The following is a 14,899-nucleotide window of genomic DNA, read 5'->3' on the forward strand; positions in this document are numbered from 1 at the left end:
ATTCGACCCCCCCTTGTGAAGGGGATTTGTCGACCGTTTTGAGGTAATCACTCACCGGCTATCTTGTGTTCTTTTGGAACGTGAGAAAGCCCCATGAAGAGATTACCAATGCGCAAGATCCGGGAAGCCCTTCGGCTTCGGGCAGAAGGCTTGTCAGGACGCCGAGTGGCGCAAAGCCTTTCGATAGGACGAGCAACGATATCGGACTATTTCCGTCGCGCGGATTTGGCTGGTTTGGCATGGCCTCTGCCGGTTGATTTGTCTGACAGTGATCTGGAACTTCTTCTTTACCCATCCCAACCTGGGGCGTCCTCTCGCGCGGTACCGCAGCCAGACTGGGCTCATATGCATGCCGAGCTGCGCCGCAAAGGTGTGACGCTGGCTCTGTTGTGGCAGGAATATCGCGAGGTTCATCCTGACGGCTATGGTTACAGCCAATATTGTGCCCGCTATTCAGCGTGGGAAGGCAAGCTTTCGCCGGTAATGCGCCAGCGTCACCCCGCTGGTGAACGGTTGTTTGTCGATTATGCGGGCCAGACCGTGGATGTGATCTGTCCTCAGACCGGTGAAGTGCGCACAGCTCAGATCTTTGTGGCCACGCTTGGGGCGTCGAACTACACCTATGTGGAGGCCAGTTGGACCCAGAGCCTGCCGGATTGGATATCGAGCCATGTGCGGGCCTTCGATTTCTTCGGCGGTGTGCCTGCGATGATTGTCTCAGATAATCTGAAGTCAGCGGTAATCAAGGCCTGTTTCCATGACCCGGCGATCAACCGCACCTATGGGGATATGGCTGCACATTACGATACCGCCGTTGTGCCCGCTCGTCCGCATAAACCCAAGGACAAAGCCAAGGTCGAGACGGCGGTTCAATTGGCCGAGCGCTGGGTATTGGCTCGACTTCGCAACCAGACCTTCTTTGGCCTGGACGAGCTGAACGCAGCAATTCGCCCTCTACAAGATCAGCTCAATGCCAAGGTCACCCGGCATCTGGGTACCAGCCGCCGGGCCTTGTTTGAGAGCCTGGACAAACCAGCCATGAAGCCAGTGCCCCGGGAGCCATACGTCTATGCCGAATGGAAGCAGTGTCGTGCTGGGATTGACTATCACATCGATGTGGACCGGCACTATTACTCGGTACCCTACCAGCTGATCAAACAAAGGCTATGGGTGCGGGTCGCCGCGCGGACCATCGAAGTCTTCCATAAAGGTCAGAGGGTTGCGTCTCACGTCCGCATCTCTGGTAACCGCCAACATTCCACCCAGAAAGAACATATGCCGTCCAATCATCGCCATCGTGCCGACTGGACGCCGGAAAGCATCCGAAGGCAAGCCGTCCGCATCGGCCCCAATGTCGATACCTATGTTGAGGTCGTCATGCGCCGACGCAAACACCCAGAACAAGCCTATCGCAGTTGCATGGGCGTGCTCAAGCTTGCCCGATCTTTTGGCAATGCTCGCCTCGATGCTGCCTGTGAACGCGCGCTCGAGATCAACAGCTACACCTACCAATCCCTGCATTCCATTCTCAAGAATGGTCTGGATCGACAACGCCGAGAAACGCCCACGGACGGCCCCGCGATCACCCACCCCAATATCCGTGGTGCAGATTACTTCCATTGAAAGGACAGGATATGCTGACACATCCAACCCTGGAGCAGCTCAATAGCCTCAAGCTCGACGGCATGGCAGAGGCCTTCACCGAGCTGGCCAGCCAAGACGGAACGGCTGATCTGACCCACGCCGAATGGCTGGGGCTACTCATCGACAGAGAAGCTGCCAGCCGCGAGACCAAGCGGTTCGAGAGCCGAATGCGAACCGCACGTCTGCGCCATGTCGGAGCCGCCCCAGAAGATGTCGACTACAAAACCAGACGTGGGCTGGACAAGGCGCTGTTCCAGCAACTGCTGACAGGTAAATGGATACGGGACAAACGGAACTTGATGATCACCGGCTCATGTGGCGTCGGTAAAACCTGGTTAGCCTGTGCGCTCGCCCAGGCCGCTTGTCGAAGTGGTGTCACCGTGCTTTACAAACGTGTGCCGCGTCTGTTTAGCGAATTGGAGATGGCCCATGCAGACGGGCGCTTCCCGCGCCTCTTTCGAAGCCTTACCAAAACCCAACTCCTGATCCTCGATGACTGGGGACCCGACCGTCTGAATGCAAACCAGAGACGGGACCTCATGGAAATCGTCGAAGAACGATATGGTGCAGGGTCAATCCTGATCACCAGCCAATTGCCGCTGAAAACCTGGCACGAGGTTATCGGCGAACCTACCTTCGCCGACGCTATCCTCGATCGGCTCGTGCACAACGCATATCGCCTCGAACTCGAAGGCCAGTCCTTCCGAAAAACCCATGTCAAAACGGGTGACGAAAACAACAAAAGCTGATACCTAAATCTTCAGGCCTCAAGACGGCACGCCAAAGGTGGCCGGATACTCCGGATTAGGTGGCCGGATGTTATCGGAATGGCCGGCCGAATGCTCCGGAATGCGCAGACAGGGGCTATGACGCGAATGCAATCAGAGAGGATGTTGAGGGCAAGGGAGGGATTGCCATTATTCCTGGAAGATCAAATCGCAAGAAACAGCCCTTTCTCGACCCTTTCGTCTATGCATTACGCAACCAGATCGAGAGATGCTTCAACAAACTCAAGAATGCCAGACGACTGGCAATACGATATGACAAAACGGCAAATAGCTATCTGGACTTCATTCACATCGTATCAGCAAGGCTTTGGATCAAAAAGTTTGTCAACAGAACCTAGGGCTGCTGTAGCCGTCGTTGCCTTGCCTGTTCGTGAGAGATGCCAGCAGAGAAGTGTATTGAGCCATTGAAAATCTGCCCATGCTATAAGTAAGGAAAATAGCGATGAGTATTACGATGGACGGCAAGGTCAAACGTTGGACAGCGAAGCGCAAATCAGCGCTTGTGATCGAGATCATTCAGGGCAAAACATCTGTTTCTGAGGCGAGCCGTTCTTATGATCTCTCCCCCTCTGAGATTGAAGGATGGGTTGAGGATGCCAAACGAGGCATGGAGAACTCTCTTCGAGCCAATCCGCTCGACATTCACGCCCAATATGAGAAGCAATTGAAGGATCTTCAGGAAGCCTATGGCGAGGCCATGCTTGAATTGCGTGCACCGATTGCCAAGCTCTGCGCATGGTTTGGCGTTCCTCGCAGGACCGTTTATTACCGGCCAACCAAATCGGCCCCCAAAGTCGATCCCCGGTTTGCTGAGCCGATCAAAGCCATGATCGAGAAGGAACCCGTTAGATTCACATCCGAAGTGCAACACCTGCTATTATGGCAGGTGGTATGGGAACGAGATATAGACACCTTGATTTGCGGGAACGCTGCGAGATTTGCAGTCTTCCGCCCAAGGCTTTGGTATGATCGCCAAGCAATTGAAGCGATCTTGCTCGACGATCAGCCGAGAATTACAACGGAACAGGAGCGCCAGCGGATACCTGCCTGATACGGCAAATCGTATTGCCTGGGCTCGGAAGCTTCGCGGCTCCAGCCTTGAGCGCAGCAGCCAACTGAAGGATCTGGTCAAAGCCCAACTTGGTATGGGATGGACCCCAGAACAGATATCCGGTCGACTGCAGCTGACCCAATCAGACCATAGGATCAGCGCAGAGTCCATCTATCGGTTCATCTATAGTGCTGCGGGTCGCAGGTTGGGTTGGCATCGATATTTGACGCAGAAGAAAGCCAAGCGAGGCTATCGGGCAAAGAAGAGACGAGAACAGGCTAAGAACAGCGATAAACTGCTGATTTGGCTACGGCCGGCGAAGGCCCATCTTCGTTCAGAGATAGAGCATTGGGATGGAGATTGTATGCTCTTCCGAAAGCAAAACGACATACTTTTGACGCTTCAGGAACGACGCACAAGGGTTTGGCTGATGCAGAAATTACCGCGCAGGGACGCTGAAACAACCGCCAACTCCATCATCGATCAGTTGGAAAACCTTCCCCCGAAAACCCGGACAGCGATTTCAGTAATTCGCGAACAGCTGAGTAATGGCTGATCCTTTACCTGGTTCAGGTTTGTGGATTGATGGTTTCCTGTTCTGTTTGTTGGGTCAAGTTCTGATTTTCTTCTGATCGCCTCATACTGTCCCCTTTGAGCTCTATTCGGTGCGCATTGTGAATAATTTGATCAAGGATGGCATCGGCAATTGTCGGCTCGCCGATCATCTCGTGCCATGCCGAAACGGGAAGTTGAGCCGTGATGATGGTTGATTTGCGTTGGTATCTTTCCTCGAAGAGCTCGAGCAGATCGAGGCGCTGCTGGTCTGTGAGCGAATGGGTTCTCCAGTCATCCAGGATGAGCAACTGGACGCGAGCAAGTTTGTCGACCAGCCTTGGAAAGCGCCCATCGAGACGGGCCATGGCCATGTCCTCAAACAGGCGGGGCATTCTGACATAAAAGACGGAATAGTCGAGCCTGGCGGATTGGCGTCCGAAGGCGCAGGCGAGCCATGTTTTGCCGGTTCCGGTTTGCCCTGTGAGAATGATTTGTTCATGAGCCTTAATCCAGTCTCCTTGAGCGAGAGAAAGGATTTTGCTCTGATCAAGGCCACGATTGGCAGCGAAGCTGATGTCTTCGATGCATGCATCAGGAAAGCGCATTTTTGCATTGCGCAGCCTGTTGGCAAAACGCTTGTCGGCTCGGGATGCTACTTCCTGGTCGAGCATAAGGCCAAGCCATTCATTCCGATCTAGGGATTGCCCAGGATCTTGTTCATTCAGGCTCTTCCAAGCTTGTGCCATTCCGGTCATGCCGAGTGCGGCCATTTGGTTCAATGTCGGGTGTGTCAGCATTCTTTCTCTCCTGTTTTGATGTTTGTTGATTACTGGTAGTAGGTTGCGCCTCGGATATTGTCGTGGCTCGGTGCTGGAGGGGCGGGTTCCTGGTGCGCGGGTGCCTTGTCGAGACCGGATACCAGGATGGATTGAACGGATTTGTATCTGACCGTCTCGCATGTCAGAGCCCTTTGACAGGCTGCTTCCAGTCTGTCTGTTCCGAACCGGCGTTGTAGGCTCACCCCCCCCAGTGCCGAGCGGAAACCCTGCTCGGGGTGTGGCCGATCTCGCATCAGGCGTTCCACCAACAGGGCGGTGTGATATCCAATGCGGGCAGCCTGAGCGACGAGGGTTTGAGGCGTCATGCCTGCGTGACGCTGGTGGGCCTTGGGCATATGCTGTGTAATCGTGGAATGGCCACCCCGATCCCGCCTGCGCTGATGAACTGCAACCCGCTCATGATTGCAAAATATCTCGACAACACGATGGGTTAGCCGGACATCAACCTGCCGTCCGATTAGCTTGTGAGGGACGGAATAGAAACCTCGTAAAATCTCGACATGATAGTCGAGATGCACCTTGGCCCGTTTCCATTCGGCATATTCAAATGGAGTGTCGGGCAACAGACGCAGGGCAGGCCGTTCAATCTCTTCAAACAGTTCCTTGCGGGATCTTCCGATCCGCCGCATTTGCTTGTTGTTGAGCACCACCAGCAATTCCGCGATGGTATTGTTCAACGCTTCAATCGAGAAGAATTGCTGATTGCGCAGCCGGGCCAGGATCCAACGTTCGACAATCAGAACCGCTCCTTCCACCTTTGCCTTGTCGCGCGGCTTACGTGGTCGTGTCGGCAAAATGGTCGTGTCGTAATGGGTTGCCATGGCTTCAAAGGTGGCAGTTAGCGATGGCTCGAACCACAATGGTGTGGCCACGGCGGCCTTGAGATTGTCGCAAATGATGGCCTTGGTAACGCCGCCGAAAAACTTCAGTGACCGAACTTGCGCATCAATCCAGTCCGGCAGCTTCTGGCTTCGAGAGGCCCAGGCAAATGTGTAGTTCGAGGCTCCGAGGACTGCGACGAAAATCTGGGCCTGATATGCCTCTCCGGTCGCAGGATCAAAAACCGGAATAGTGTGGCCGGCATAATCGGTCTGAATGGCCGCACCCGCTTCATGCCGGTTGCGAAAACGGGGATTGGCCCGGCACTCGAATTCCCTGAAACGAGTGCAGAACCAAGTATAGCCGTAACCTTCGGGATGGACCGCCCTATATTCCTCCCAGAGCAAGGTCAGGGTCACACCCTTGCGCTTCAATTCCGTCGCAATATGGCGCCAATCAGGTTCTGCATCGTCACGCGGTGGTCGACCTACATTCTGAAACAGGGCTGCCCGCAATTGCTCGTCATCATCGCGATCGGCTGGTATTGGCCAGCTGTTCAAGCCAGCGTCACGGGCTCGGTGAAGGTAGGTGGCAACGGTTGTCTTGCTCAGCTTCATTCGCGCAGAGACCTCTCGTGTAGAAAGCCCCGGATCATGCGTCAGCCGTAATATCTCTCGTATATCTTGCACAGTCGTGCGCCTCACTTGCTTGCGTCGGGGCATGCTCCCTCCTGATCTGTTCTTCGACCAAAAGAGTGCCCCAATTAGGCAGGTAAGGATCAACCAAAATTATGCCTTGAAAACTGTCCGGGTTTTTGTGAAATCGCTGTCCGGTATTTAATGAAACGACTGTCCGGGAATTACTGAAACCCGCAGGCAAATAGCCAATTCTTTCTTCCGATTCCAATTGGGCGCAGCGCGCGCTCGGCTACGTTGTTGTCTATGGCAACACGGCCATCATCAAGGAATAGACGGAAAGCCTCCTTCCTACTCAAGCAATAGCGGAAAGCCTTTGCCAGATCACTCTTGCCCGATATGCGGGTGAGTTGCTGGTCGGACCATTGGAAGAATGCCTCGAGCTTGGGCTTGCTTAGCTTTCGCCGCGCGGCCAGACGCATATCGGCACATTGCCCCGATATATCCCGCTCTATGTCATAGATTGCCCCAATCTGCTTCAGAGCCTCATGGGCAATCTCGGACTTGGTTGAGGTCCAAAAATCATGGAAACCTCTGCGCAAATGCGCGGCTTCCTTGAAGCGCGCATTTCCATCCGATCCAGGCTCATAGAGCTTTGAATAGCCCTTGTAGCCATCAGCCTGAAGGATGCCACTGGCATGCCGGAGGTGATGATGAACATGTTCAGCTTTCCAGTTGGGAGCAAAGTAATAGACCGCCCCAGGAGGAGCTGTTCCGGCCCAAGGCCGCTGGTCCCTGACATAGGTCCATATTCTACCCTTCTTCACGCCTTTCCCCAAACCTCTTTTGCGTAAGCAACGATCCAGAACTCGGATTGGCTTATCATCGGCATAAAGAAGATCACTTTCCATAATCGAAGCCTCAATTCGCTCGATCAATGGCTGGAGCGTCCGCATGGCGCGACCGCACCAATCGACCAACGTGCTATCGGGAATATCGGCACCCATCCGGGCAAAGATCTCATTCTGGCGATACAACGGAATATGGTCGTCGAATTTGGAGACAAGGACATAGGCCAACAGGCCTGCACTGGCCATGCTGCCCGGAATTGGGCGGCTTGTTGCAGGTACCTGAACCATCTTTTCACAGCAACGGCAGGATTTCTTGAGACGGGCAATCTCTATGACTTTCAACTGAGCGAAGATCATATCAAGCATTTCGCTGTCATCCTCACCGACGGTCCGCAGATCCCCACCACAGTCAGGGCAGCAATTTCCTGGATCAAGCTCTCGGCGCTCACGAGGTGCCTTGTCTGAGACGCGAGGGCTACGACGGGGCTTCTTTGGCTCATCAGCAGGAGAAGGATCAGGATTGCACGCAGTCTCATCATCCTCAATGACTGGCGTGGCATTGTTCTCGGCTACCGCAACCAATAGATCTTCCAGCGCCAATTCCAGTTGCTCGATTTCCCGCTCGATCTTTTCCGATGACTTGCCAAAAGCCTGCTTCTGCAGTTTCGCAATACGAAGGCGCGATCCCTGGATCATTTGATCATGAACCCGCAATGTCGCAGACATCTGCTCGTTTTCAGCCTGCAAAGCGGTAATCATCGCCTTCAAAATGGCTGGGTCATTGGGCAAATTTTTAGGGATGTTTGACATGCATCCTGATAGCGCGAATGTGCCAAAAGAGCAATAAAAACAATTGGTTCATAATAGGGAATTCACCCAATACGGGCCGGTGGAGACCCCCAACTGGGACGCCGCCAATCAATCCTTTCCCATAACATAGCAAGCTGTGCTGATGTCAGTCTGGCAACACCATCGCTAGCCGATGGCCACGGAAAGCGTCCTCCCTCGAGCACTTTGTAATAAAGGCAAAAACCTTGCCCATCCCAGTAAAAAAGCTTTAACCGATCTCCACGCCGACCTCGGAAGGCAAACACAGCTCCACTTGTCGGGTTTTGTCGCAAAACATTCTGCGCCAAAACCGTAAGGCCCCCAATGCCCTTCCTCATATCAGTCACGCCGCCAGCAAGATAAACACGAACGCCAGTGCCTGGGCCAATCATGCTGCCTCCACTGCCCGAATGCGACCGGTGAGTACGGATCCATCCAGGCCACAGTCAAAGCGGAGGCGGCGATCGTGGCGCAAATTCAATTCAACTTGAGAAGAGCTCCCCCCCCCCAATGTCATCGAGCGATGCCGATGCTTCTTTTGCAATGGCCGAAAGCTCAATTTGAATGAACCGGGCAGGATCAGCCTCTCTAAGCAAACCCTTCCGCTTTAAATCGCGCCTTCAGATGTAGAGCTGCTGTCGGCTAATATCATGCCGTTGGGCAACCTGCGTAACCGTCGCTCCATCAATACCGATCGATCCAACAATCGAAAGCTTCTCATCAAGGCTCCAACGTCGCCGGCGTTCTGGGCCCAATATCTCTCCGCGCATCACAATCCTCATTAAGACACGTCATTAACGACGTCGTTATACACGTGTCTTAAGCCAGATCTCTCAACCACAAAAGGCGGTGCCAAGCGGGCGCTTACGCCATAGGCTTCCTGAAGATCCTTCAATCGCTTCTCATATTGGGCGTGAATGTCGAGGGGATTGGCACGCAGGCTATTCTCCAACCCTCGCTTGGCATCTTCAACCCATCCCTCAATCTCGGAGGGCGACAGATCATAAGAGCGGCTTGCTTCTGATACCGTCGTCTTGCCCTGAATGATCTCAATAACCAATGCCGATTTCCGCTTCGCTGTCCAGCATTTGATCTTATCGTCCATGGTCGTACTCATCGCTTTTTCCTTACCTATAGCATGAGCAGAATTTCAATGGATCAATACAAAAATTCGCCAATTGTCAGGGTAAGGGAGGGCTAAAGACTAGCCCTCCCATTTTTTGATCAGTTCTTGAACTGGAGAATTGCTTTGCCCGGCTCAAATTTGATCGATGGAGCCATTTCTAGGGATATGCTTGGAGACGCTTTCCCCGGTCTTGGCGTCCCGGGTCTTGGTTTTCCCGGTTTTGGTTGGTCCGGGGTTGGACGGGTACGGTATGGAACGCAGCGGCCACCAATCATCTGTGCATTTGAACGACAGCCACATTTCGTCGCTGAGACTTTGACAGCTCCCTTGATAATGCAAACACACCTGTTTCCGCGCGCGCGGGTCGTGCGTGGGTCGCACTTGGGTCCGTCAGGCAGAGGTCTTGGCTTGATGACGGGTCTCACGCAGCCTTTGCCACGAACCAGCTTGGTACCTCTTTTACAAACACAGTTTGTGGGGCTGACCTGAACCATGCCTTTGTAGAGGCAACCGCATCTGTCGCCACGAGCGCGCGTGGTGCGTGGGTTGCATCTTGGTACGTTCGGCACTGGTTTCGGTGTGATGTGCGGTTTGAAGCAACCTTTTCCCTTCACCAGTTCGAGGCCGAATCTGCACTTGCATTTCGACGGGCTGATCTGTGTCATGTTGCTGTAGCGACAAAAACAGGCATCCCCCTTCTGGACGGCCGTTGTGCGGTCGCAGTTTGGAATTGGCCGAGGCATTGGCGGCAGTTTGAATTTAACGCATGCCTGTTTGGACTCCCCGCCCAAGCCGAGAGCACGAAACAGACCCTCATCAATGGACTGCGTATCAGGTAGGCCCAACTCAGCCTTCAACTGAGAGAGCGCACGACGAGTATTCGGGCCGTCCTTGCCATCAACCACGCCAGCATTGAGCCCGCGATCGTTCATGATCTGTTGGATCATGGCAATGCGCTGGGTTTTTGATGGGGGCACTGCAAGCTTGGCGCAGTTGTTGGATATGCCGCCTTTGCGAACCCCCGGCACAGTCACGACCATCACAAACTGGCTGACCTGACCTGGCGTCAGATTGAGGCTTGGGTTGAGACAGCTGGCGATGGCATTGTTGTTGCTGGAACATGACCAGCCGTTGGTTGTGGCCAAACTAAAACCCGTTGGGTGTGGCTGCCCAAATTGATCGAGCAAGGATACTGGACCGTTATAAGGTCCTGAGCCGATATTCTTGACCGTCAGTTGGAACCGGCACTCGTAGGTTTGTGCACTCCGGTTGATGCTGCAGGCCCCAAGACTCTTTTTGCTGACTTGCAGATTGGCCGTTGTTGGCCTTGGAAAATCGGGTACCGGCGACCCTACCACCAGACCGTCGACGACATCCGGCCACAAAGGTGTGCCATCGTCGGCCATCACTGACGGGTTTGGGTTGGCGGCGCTGCCGGGATTTTGAGAAACCAGCCCGCCATCATTGTTGTTGTCATTGTCACCTGTATCTCCATTGCCATTTCCAAGAGGAATGCAATCGGGATCGGCAAGTTGTGTGTCGCCCATGGAGATGGTGCCACAGTTCTTGAATGTTGCTTCTTTATAGTCACGCGCAGGGATCGAAAAGAGCGCCCAAACGCCCGATGAATTGCCAAGGCTTGCCAAATCGGCTCCAGAAATGGAGCATGCCATCGGATTTTGTGCGGAAAACGCTGGGCTGTTGCAGGTCCATGCTGGTTCGTTGCTGCCAACTTGCGCAACATAGGACACAGGGGAGCCTGAAAGCTGAGTGAATAGATCCGACACGGTAACGGTGCCGGAAACTGGCCCCGACAGAGAAACATTAATCTCACAAATCAGATTGATGGTGGATCCAATTCGCGGCATCTGCTGACAGCGTTTCTGTACCTTGCCGGTCACCGTTGGTTTGTCGCCGGGTTTTGGAATATCAACGACGACACACACATCGCCAAACTGTGAATGCGCTGATTTGTTCTGACCCTTTGAAAAGCCCTTGATGCCACTTGGCAAAGGTTGACGGGCGCTTTTGCCACCCGGAGCAGGAAAGCCTTTCTTTGTATCAATCTGCAGGCAGTTAAATGCCTGTGCCTGCTTGTCTGGGTTTTGGAACACTGTTGTGGTGGATAAGGTTGATGTGCCACCCGCCGCGGCCAAATCCGCAGGATCAAGCGTGCAGCCTTGAATATTCGTATTGAGCGCTCCGCAAGACCAAGGCTCATTGGAGCTGAAATTGGTAAGGAAAGGCAATAAACCCATTGAGTTGCCAGTTTGGCCGGCAAAAAGATCTGCCAATACGATGGTCTCGCCTGCAGGCAAATTGCTACCCGTCACAGTAAGCTGGCAGGTCAGAGAATAACTGCCGTTGCCCAAGCTGACGATCGGATCGCAGCTTTTGGCGGTGTCGAGGCTTGTCTCGGTGCCGGTGCCGCCATCATTGGTGTTGTCGCCTGTGTTGGGTCCAGTTTGATCGTTTGTGGCGTCAATCGCTGTCGCAAGGCCCAAATTGTCAGCGTGCGGCTCTGTCGTGCTGTTGTTGATATCAGGGTTTGATGTGAAACCTGAGGATGGAGTTTCGATACTATCGTTACCCGAAATTGGGTCAACACCATCAGAGCTGCCTGTCCAACTGGTGGAGACACATGAGCCGGATATGGCTGTGAGTTGACCCAAACCGGCAAAATAGGTTCCGGACGAACAATTGGTCGCGCCGAATGTTTCGTTCTGGCCATTTTCCGACAGGAACACCTGCACATCAATTGTTTCGATGCCACTGGTAGCGAAAAGCTGGCCAACAATAATGCAGGCCTGACCGCTGGAACAATTGAAGTTACCGGATTGAGACGTCATGGAAACGATCTGTGAACCGGTGCCTGCCATCGGCGTTACAACGTCGTTTATAGTCAAATAGCCGTTGAAGTTCGGGCTGCCAGTGCTAGACGACGTGGCGGCAGTGACGTCAACCACAATTTGGCAATTCCAGAGTTTGCCGGAGGCACCTTGATATTGGCCATCCACTGGCGGCGTGCAGCTTTTGGCCAGAGTAATGAGAGATGCGTCAAAAGTGCCGGAAGATGGGGTTTGCGCCCATGCAATCTGCGACGGCAGAAGCATGAGGAGTATGAGGAGTAATATTCGCATGATAAGGCTCATATTATGAATTGGTCATTGCAAATTGCCTGAGAAGTGGAATTTGCAAGCCCGGTTAAATTGGAAGGCGATGTATTGCATGACTGGCACAGCCGATTTTCAGACAAGAATGGTCAGTCTGAGCAAAACAGAAAGTTCTAGCGCAATCGGCAGCAGCCATAGGCCGTTGTGGTGGGGCCCTTGGGGGTATTTCGTATCAATGTCAGGCTCCAGCCATATTCGATATCTGACATGCCATCGGAGCATGCTGCTTGATCAAGGCGGCCAGAAAGACGGCCCGCGCGGAAACCAAAAGGATAGCCATCCGGACTGTTCGCAGGAGCCGTCATTTGCAACCCAATCACTCGCGGATTGGGCAGATCTGCTGGCCGAAAAGAAACGGTTTGATCGCCATTTAGATCGAGCGTCCAGAATGGCTCCGTCCCTGCGCATGTGAGCCCAAGGGGGAAGCCGTTTTGCATCTTTTGTCCGCCGCCATATTGGAGGAAAGCACCATTCACATAGCCAATATTTTGGCCGATGGAGACCTTGGCCCAGCCGTTGTTGAGCCATGCCAGAACCAAGACAGGACCACCGGGCGCAAGATTGGAGACGGGAGCAGAGGTGGCATTTGGTTTGTTGCGAACCCACAATCGATCCCCCTGAGCAACACCGGTCACAGTGAAGACACCAGGCAGAGAGTTGCCTTTTGGATCTTGGCTCAATTCAGAAGGGGCTGGCTCAGGTGAAGGGTTGTTTCGCGGCAAAGCCTTGACCAAATGGCTATTCCGTACCCAACCTTTGCCGAAGGGACCACGGATGAAAGACCATTTTCCATCAGCACTGAGCCGCATGACGTCAACAGGCGTGCTAAGGGGAAGTGTCGCTTTAACGCGTCCATGGCGATTTGGTTTGAAGCGCAAATTCAAGCCGCCATCGGGATCGTTGGCCGGTATGCCGGTGACCAAATGGGCGCCAAGCCTATTGGCGTTTGGCTTTGTGCTGACATCAGGGTTGGCTTTGACATCAGCAAGATATTTGGCAGAAACCCAGACGTCACGCCCAGTTCGGCGCAGCTTGGCCCAGCGGCCTGTGCTGTCATAGCCCCACACTTTAACGATGGCCCCATTGCGCACATCTCCAATATCGGCAAAACCATTGCCTGGACCTGTGCGCATATTGAGGCTGTCATTCTGGCCGATGCCTATAACTTGTTTGAATTCAACGACCTGTGCTTGAGCAGGCGCTAGCGCTACAACAGCAGACATTGTGCCTGCACCTGCTGTAAGCAAAGCAATAAGAGTTAGATATTTGGGAAGCTTGATCATTAGACGTCTTCTCTCCAAAATAGAAATCAGACACACCCAGTGCAAAATCCTATAATCAAAACTTACTAGTAGGGCGTTTTTGTAACTCCAAGTGCCATATGGTAGTCTGCTTACAACAATGACACTAAAGACGGACACATCACCCTTAAAACGTGTTCTTTCTTTTGATCGTTCTGACGAAGCTTGATGGGGTGAAGGGCAGCGTTTTCCGCCCTGATGATATCGATGCCGAAGTCAGATCGTCGCTACCGTGCGTGAAGCCTGTTGTGGTTCACGCGGCCTCGCCAAATTGTTTGAAGATACGAGAGTGAAGGAACCGAAGAGCAACAAGCGCCATATGGCAGTGTGCGTATGATCGCACCGTTTTTGATTCATGTTGACGATATAAAAAATTTCAGTAGCTCAATGAGTTGGAAAGCAAAGAGAAGACATGGATTTAGTCATTCGGGTATTTCTACCAATTGCGGTCGGAATAATAATGCTTTCCCTGGGCCTCGGTTTATCGACCAAAGATTTCACCAGAATAGTCAAATGGCCCAAATCATTCTTTGTTGGGCTCGCCTGTCAGATGGTAATGATCCCGGTCATTTCCTTTGCCGTTGTTACAGCCTTTGGAATAACAGGAAAAATCGCGGTTGGCGTCATGCTCCTCGCGGCCTGTCCCGGAGGCAACACCAGCAATCTTTTTACCAAATTCGCCAGAGGAAATGTCGCACTGTCTATCTCTCTCACATCTGTGAGCAGCTTGTTGAGCGTCATTACAGTGCCTGTCGTATTAAAGTGGTCTGAATATTATTTTATGGAAAATACGGCTGTTTTCCACGATCTCAGAGGCATTGCTTTAAGGGCGTTTCTCCTGTCAGTCCTGCCGATTTTAATTGGTATTTACCTCCGCCATGTCGCAACAACATTTGCAGACAGGGCTGGGGTCATTCTTACAAAGGTGTCTATCCTATTGCTCCTTATAATAATCATCGGGGCTGTCGTCGGGAACTGGACATCATTTGTTGAGAATCTGCAGCTTCTGGGAGGGTCGCTGACCGCCCTGTTTTTCTTGTTGACCGCCCTCAGCTTTCTCGTCCCGCTCGCACTGGGCTGTGACAGGCAACATGCCAAAACCATCTCGATCGAGACCGGCGTTCAAAATGGCGCACTTGGAATTACGGTGGCAACATTGCTGACCCACAACACAACCGGATTCAATGATTATGCGCTGGCGAGTGCCATTTATGGCGTGTTGGTTTACTTCGCTATCTGCCCGGTACTTTTGTGGTTTCGTTCCATAAAACAAATATGAACCTGAACAC

Annotated in this window: 13 protein-coding genes and 1 pseudogene; 6 read left to right on the top strand and 8 right to left on the bottom strand. The window is 53.1% G+C overall.

Annotated features, from left to right (window positions below):
* The first annotated feature begins 93 nt into the window (after positions 1–93).
* The 5 genes from istA (CPH65_RS00100) to CPH65_RS00120 all read left to right on the top strand — a co-directional run bounded on the left by istA (CPH65_RS00100) (position 94) and on the right by CPH65_RS00120 (position 4,039).
* Complete coding sequence (gene istA, locus CPH65_RS00100; protein WP_096171580.1) at positions 94–1,623, top strand: IS21 family transposase; 1,530 nt, start codon at positions 94–96, stop codon at positions 1,621–1,623.
* 11 nt (positions 1,624–1,634) lie between these two features.
* Complete coding sequence (gene istB, locus CPH65_RS00105) at positions 1,635–2,393, top strand: IS21-like element helper ATPase IstB (protein ID WP_096171581.1); 759 nt, start codon at positions 1,635–1,637, stop codon at positions 2,391–2,393.
* Between the two features lie 59 nt (positions 2,394–2,452).
* Entirely contained in the window at positions 2,453–2,770 is a 318-nt protein-coding gene (locus CPH65_RS24915; protein ID WP_096171582.1) for a transposase, read from the top strand.
* A gap of 104 nt (positions 2,771–2,874) precedes the next feature.
* On the top strand, positions 2,875–3,483 hold the full coding sequence (locus CPH65_RS24400) for a DUF1153 domain-containing protein (protein ID WP_244574494.1): 609 nt from the start codon (positions 2,875–2,877) through the stop codon (positions 3,481–3,483).
* Positions 3,398–4,039 (top strand): IS30 family transposase, encoded by a 642-nt coding sequence (locus CPH65_RS00120; RefSeq protein WP_157747419.1) that lies wholly within the window; start codon positions 3,398–3,400, stop codon positions 4,037–4,039. The genes CPH65_RS24400 and CPH65_RS00120 overlap by 86 nt, the downstream gene beginning before the upstream one ends.
* A 13-nt stretch (positions 4,040–4,052) precedes the next feature.
* Here CPH65_RS00120 and istB (CPH65_RS00125) read toward each other — a convergent pair whose 3' ends face one another.
* The 8 genes and pseudogenes from istB (CPH65_RS00125) to CPH65_RS00160 all read right to left on the bottom strand — a co-directional run bounded on the left by istB (CPH65_RS00125) (position 4,053) and on the right by CPH65_RS00160 (position 13,730).
* Positions 4,053–4,835 (bottom strand): IS21-like element helper ATPase IstB, encoded by a 783-nt coding sequence (istB, locus tag CPH65_RS00125; RefSeq protein WP_096171584.1) that lies wholly within the window; start codon positions 4,833–4,835, stop codon positions 4,053–4,055.
* Positions 4,836–4,864: 29 nt separating this feature from the next.
* Positions 4,865–6,418, bottom strand: a complete 1,554-nt coding sequence (gene istA, locus CPH65_RS00130; protein WP_096171585.1) for an IS21 family transposase — start codon at positions 6,416–6,418, stop codon at positions 4,865–4,867.
* Positions 6,419–6,570: 152 nt separating this feature from the next.
* Positions 6,571–7,992 (bottom strand): annotated as a pseudogene (locus tag CPH65_RS00135) (IS66 family transposase); the annotation flags it as partial.
* Positions 7,993–8,054: 62 nt separating this feature from the next.
* Positions 8,055–8,402 (bottom strand): IS66 family insertion sequence element accessory protein TnpB, encoded by a 348-nt coding sequence (tnpB, locus tag CPH65_RS00140; RefSeq protein ID WP_096171586.1) that lies wholly within the window; start codon positions 8,400–8,402, stop codon positions 8,055–8,057.
* A 228-nt stretch (positions 8,403–8,630) separates the two neighbouring features.
* Entirely contained in the window at positions 8,631–8,792 is a 162-nt protein-coding gene (locus CPH65_RS24920) for a transposase (protein ID WP_371359366.1), read from the bottom strand.
* Positions 8,792–9,127: a DUF1153 domain-containing protein gene (locus CPH65_RS00150; RefSeq protein WP_197703923.1), complete on the bottom strand. Its 336-nt coding sequence runs from the start codon at positions 9,125–9,127 to the stop codon at positions 8,792–8,794. Before CPH65_RS00150 ends, CPH65_RS24920 begins: the two co-directional genes overlap by 1 nt.
* Before the next feature lie 107 nt (positions 9,128–9,234).
* Entirely contained in the window at positions 9,235–12,288 is a 3,054-nt protein-coding gene (locus CPH65_RS00155; protein WP_157747420.1) for a peptidoglycan-binding protein, read from the bottom strand.
* A 134-nt stretch (positions 12,289–12,422) separates the two neighbouring features.
* On the bottom strand, positions 12,423–13,730 hold the full coding sequence (locus CPH65_RS00160; RefSeq protein WP_157747421.1) for an SH3 domain-containing protein: 1,308 nt from the start codon (positions 13,728–13,730) through the stop codon (positions 12,423–12,425).
* A gap of 292 nt (positions 13,731–14,022) precedes the next feature.
* On the opposite strand from CPH65_RS00160, the gene CPH65_RS00165 reads away from it, so the two are divergent.
* Positions 14,023–14,889 (top strand): bile acid:sodium symporter family protein, encoded by an 867-nt coding sequence (locus CPH65_RS00165; RefSeq protein WP_096171589.1) that lies wholly within the window; start codon positions 14,023–14,025, stop codon positions 14,887–14,889.
* Positions 14,890–14,899 lie beyond the last annotated feature (10 nt).

Source organism: Cohaesibacter sp. ES.047, assembly GCF_900215505.1.
Lineage (GTDB): Bacteria > Pseudomonadota > Alphaproteobacteria > Rhizobiales > Cohaesibacteraceae > Cohaesibacter.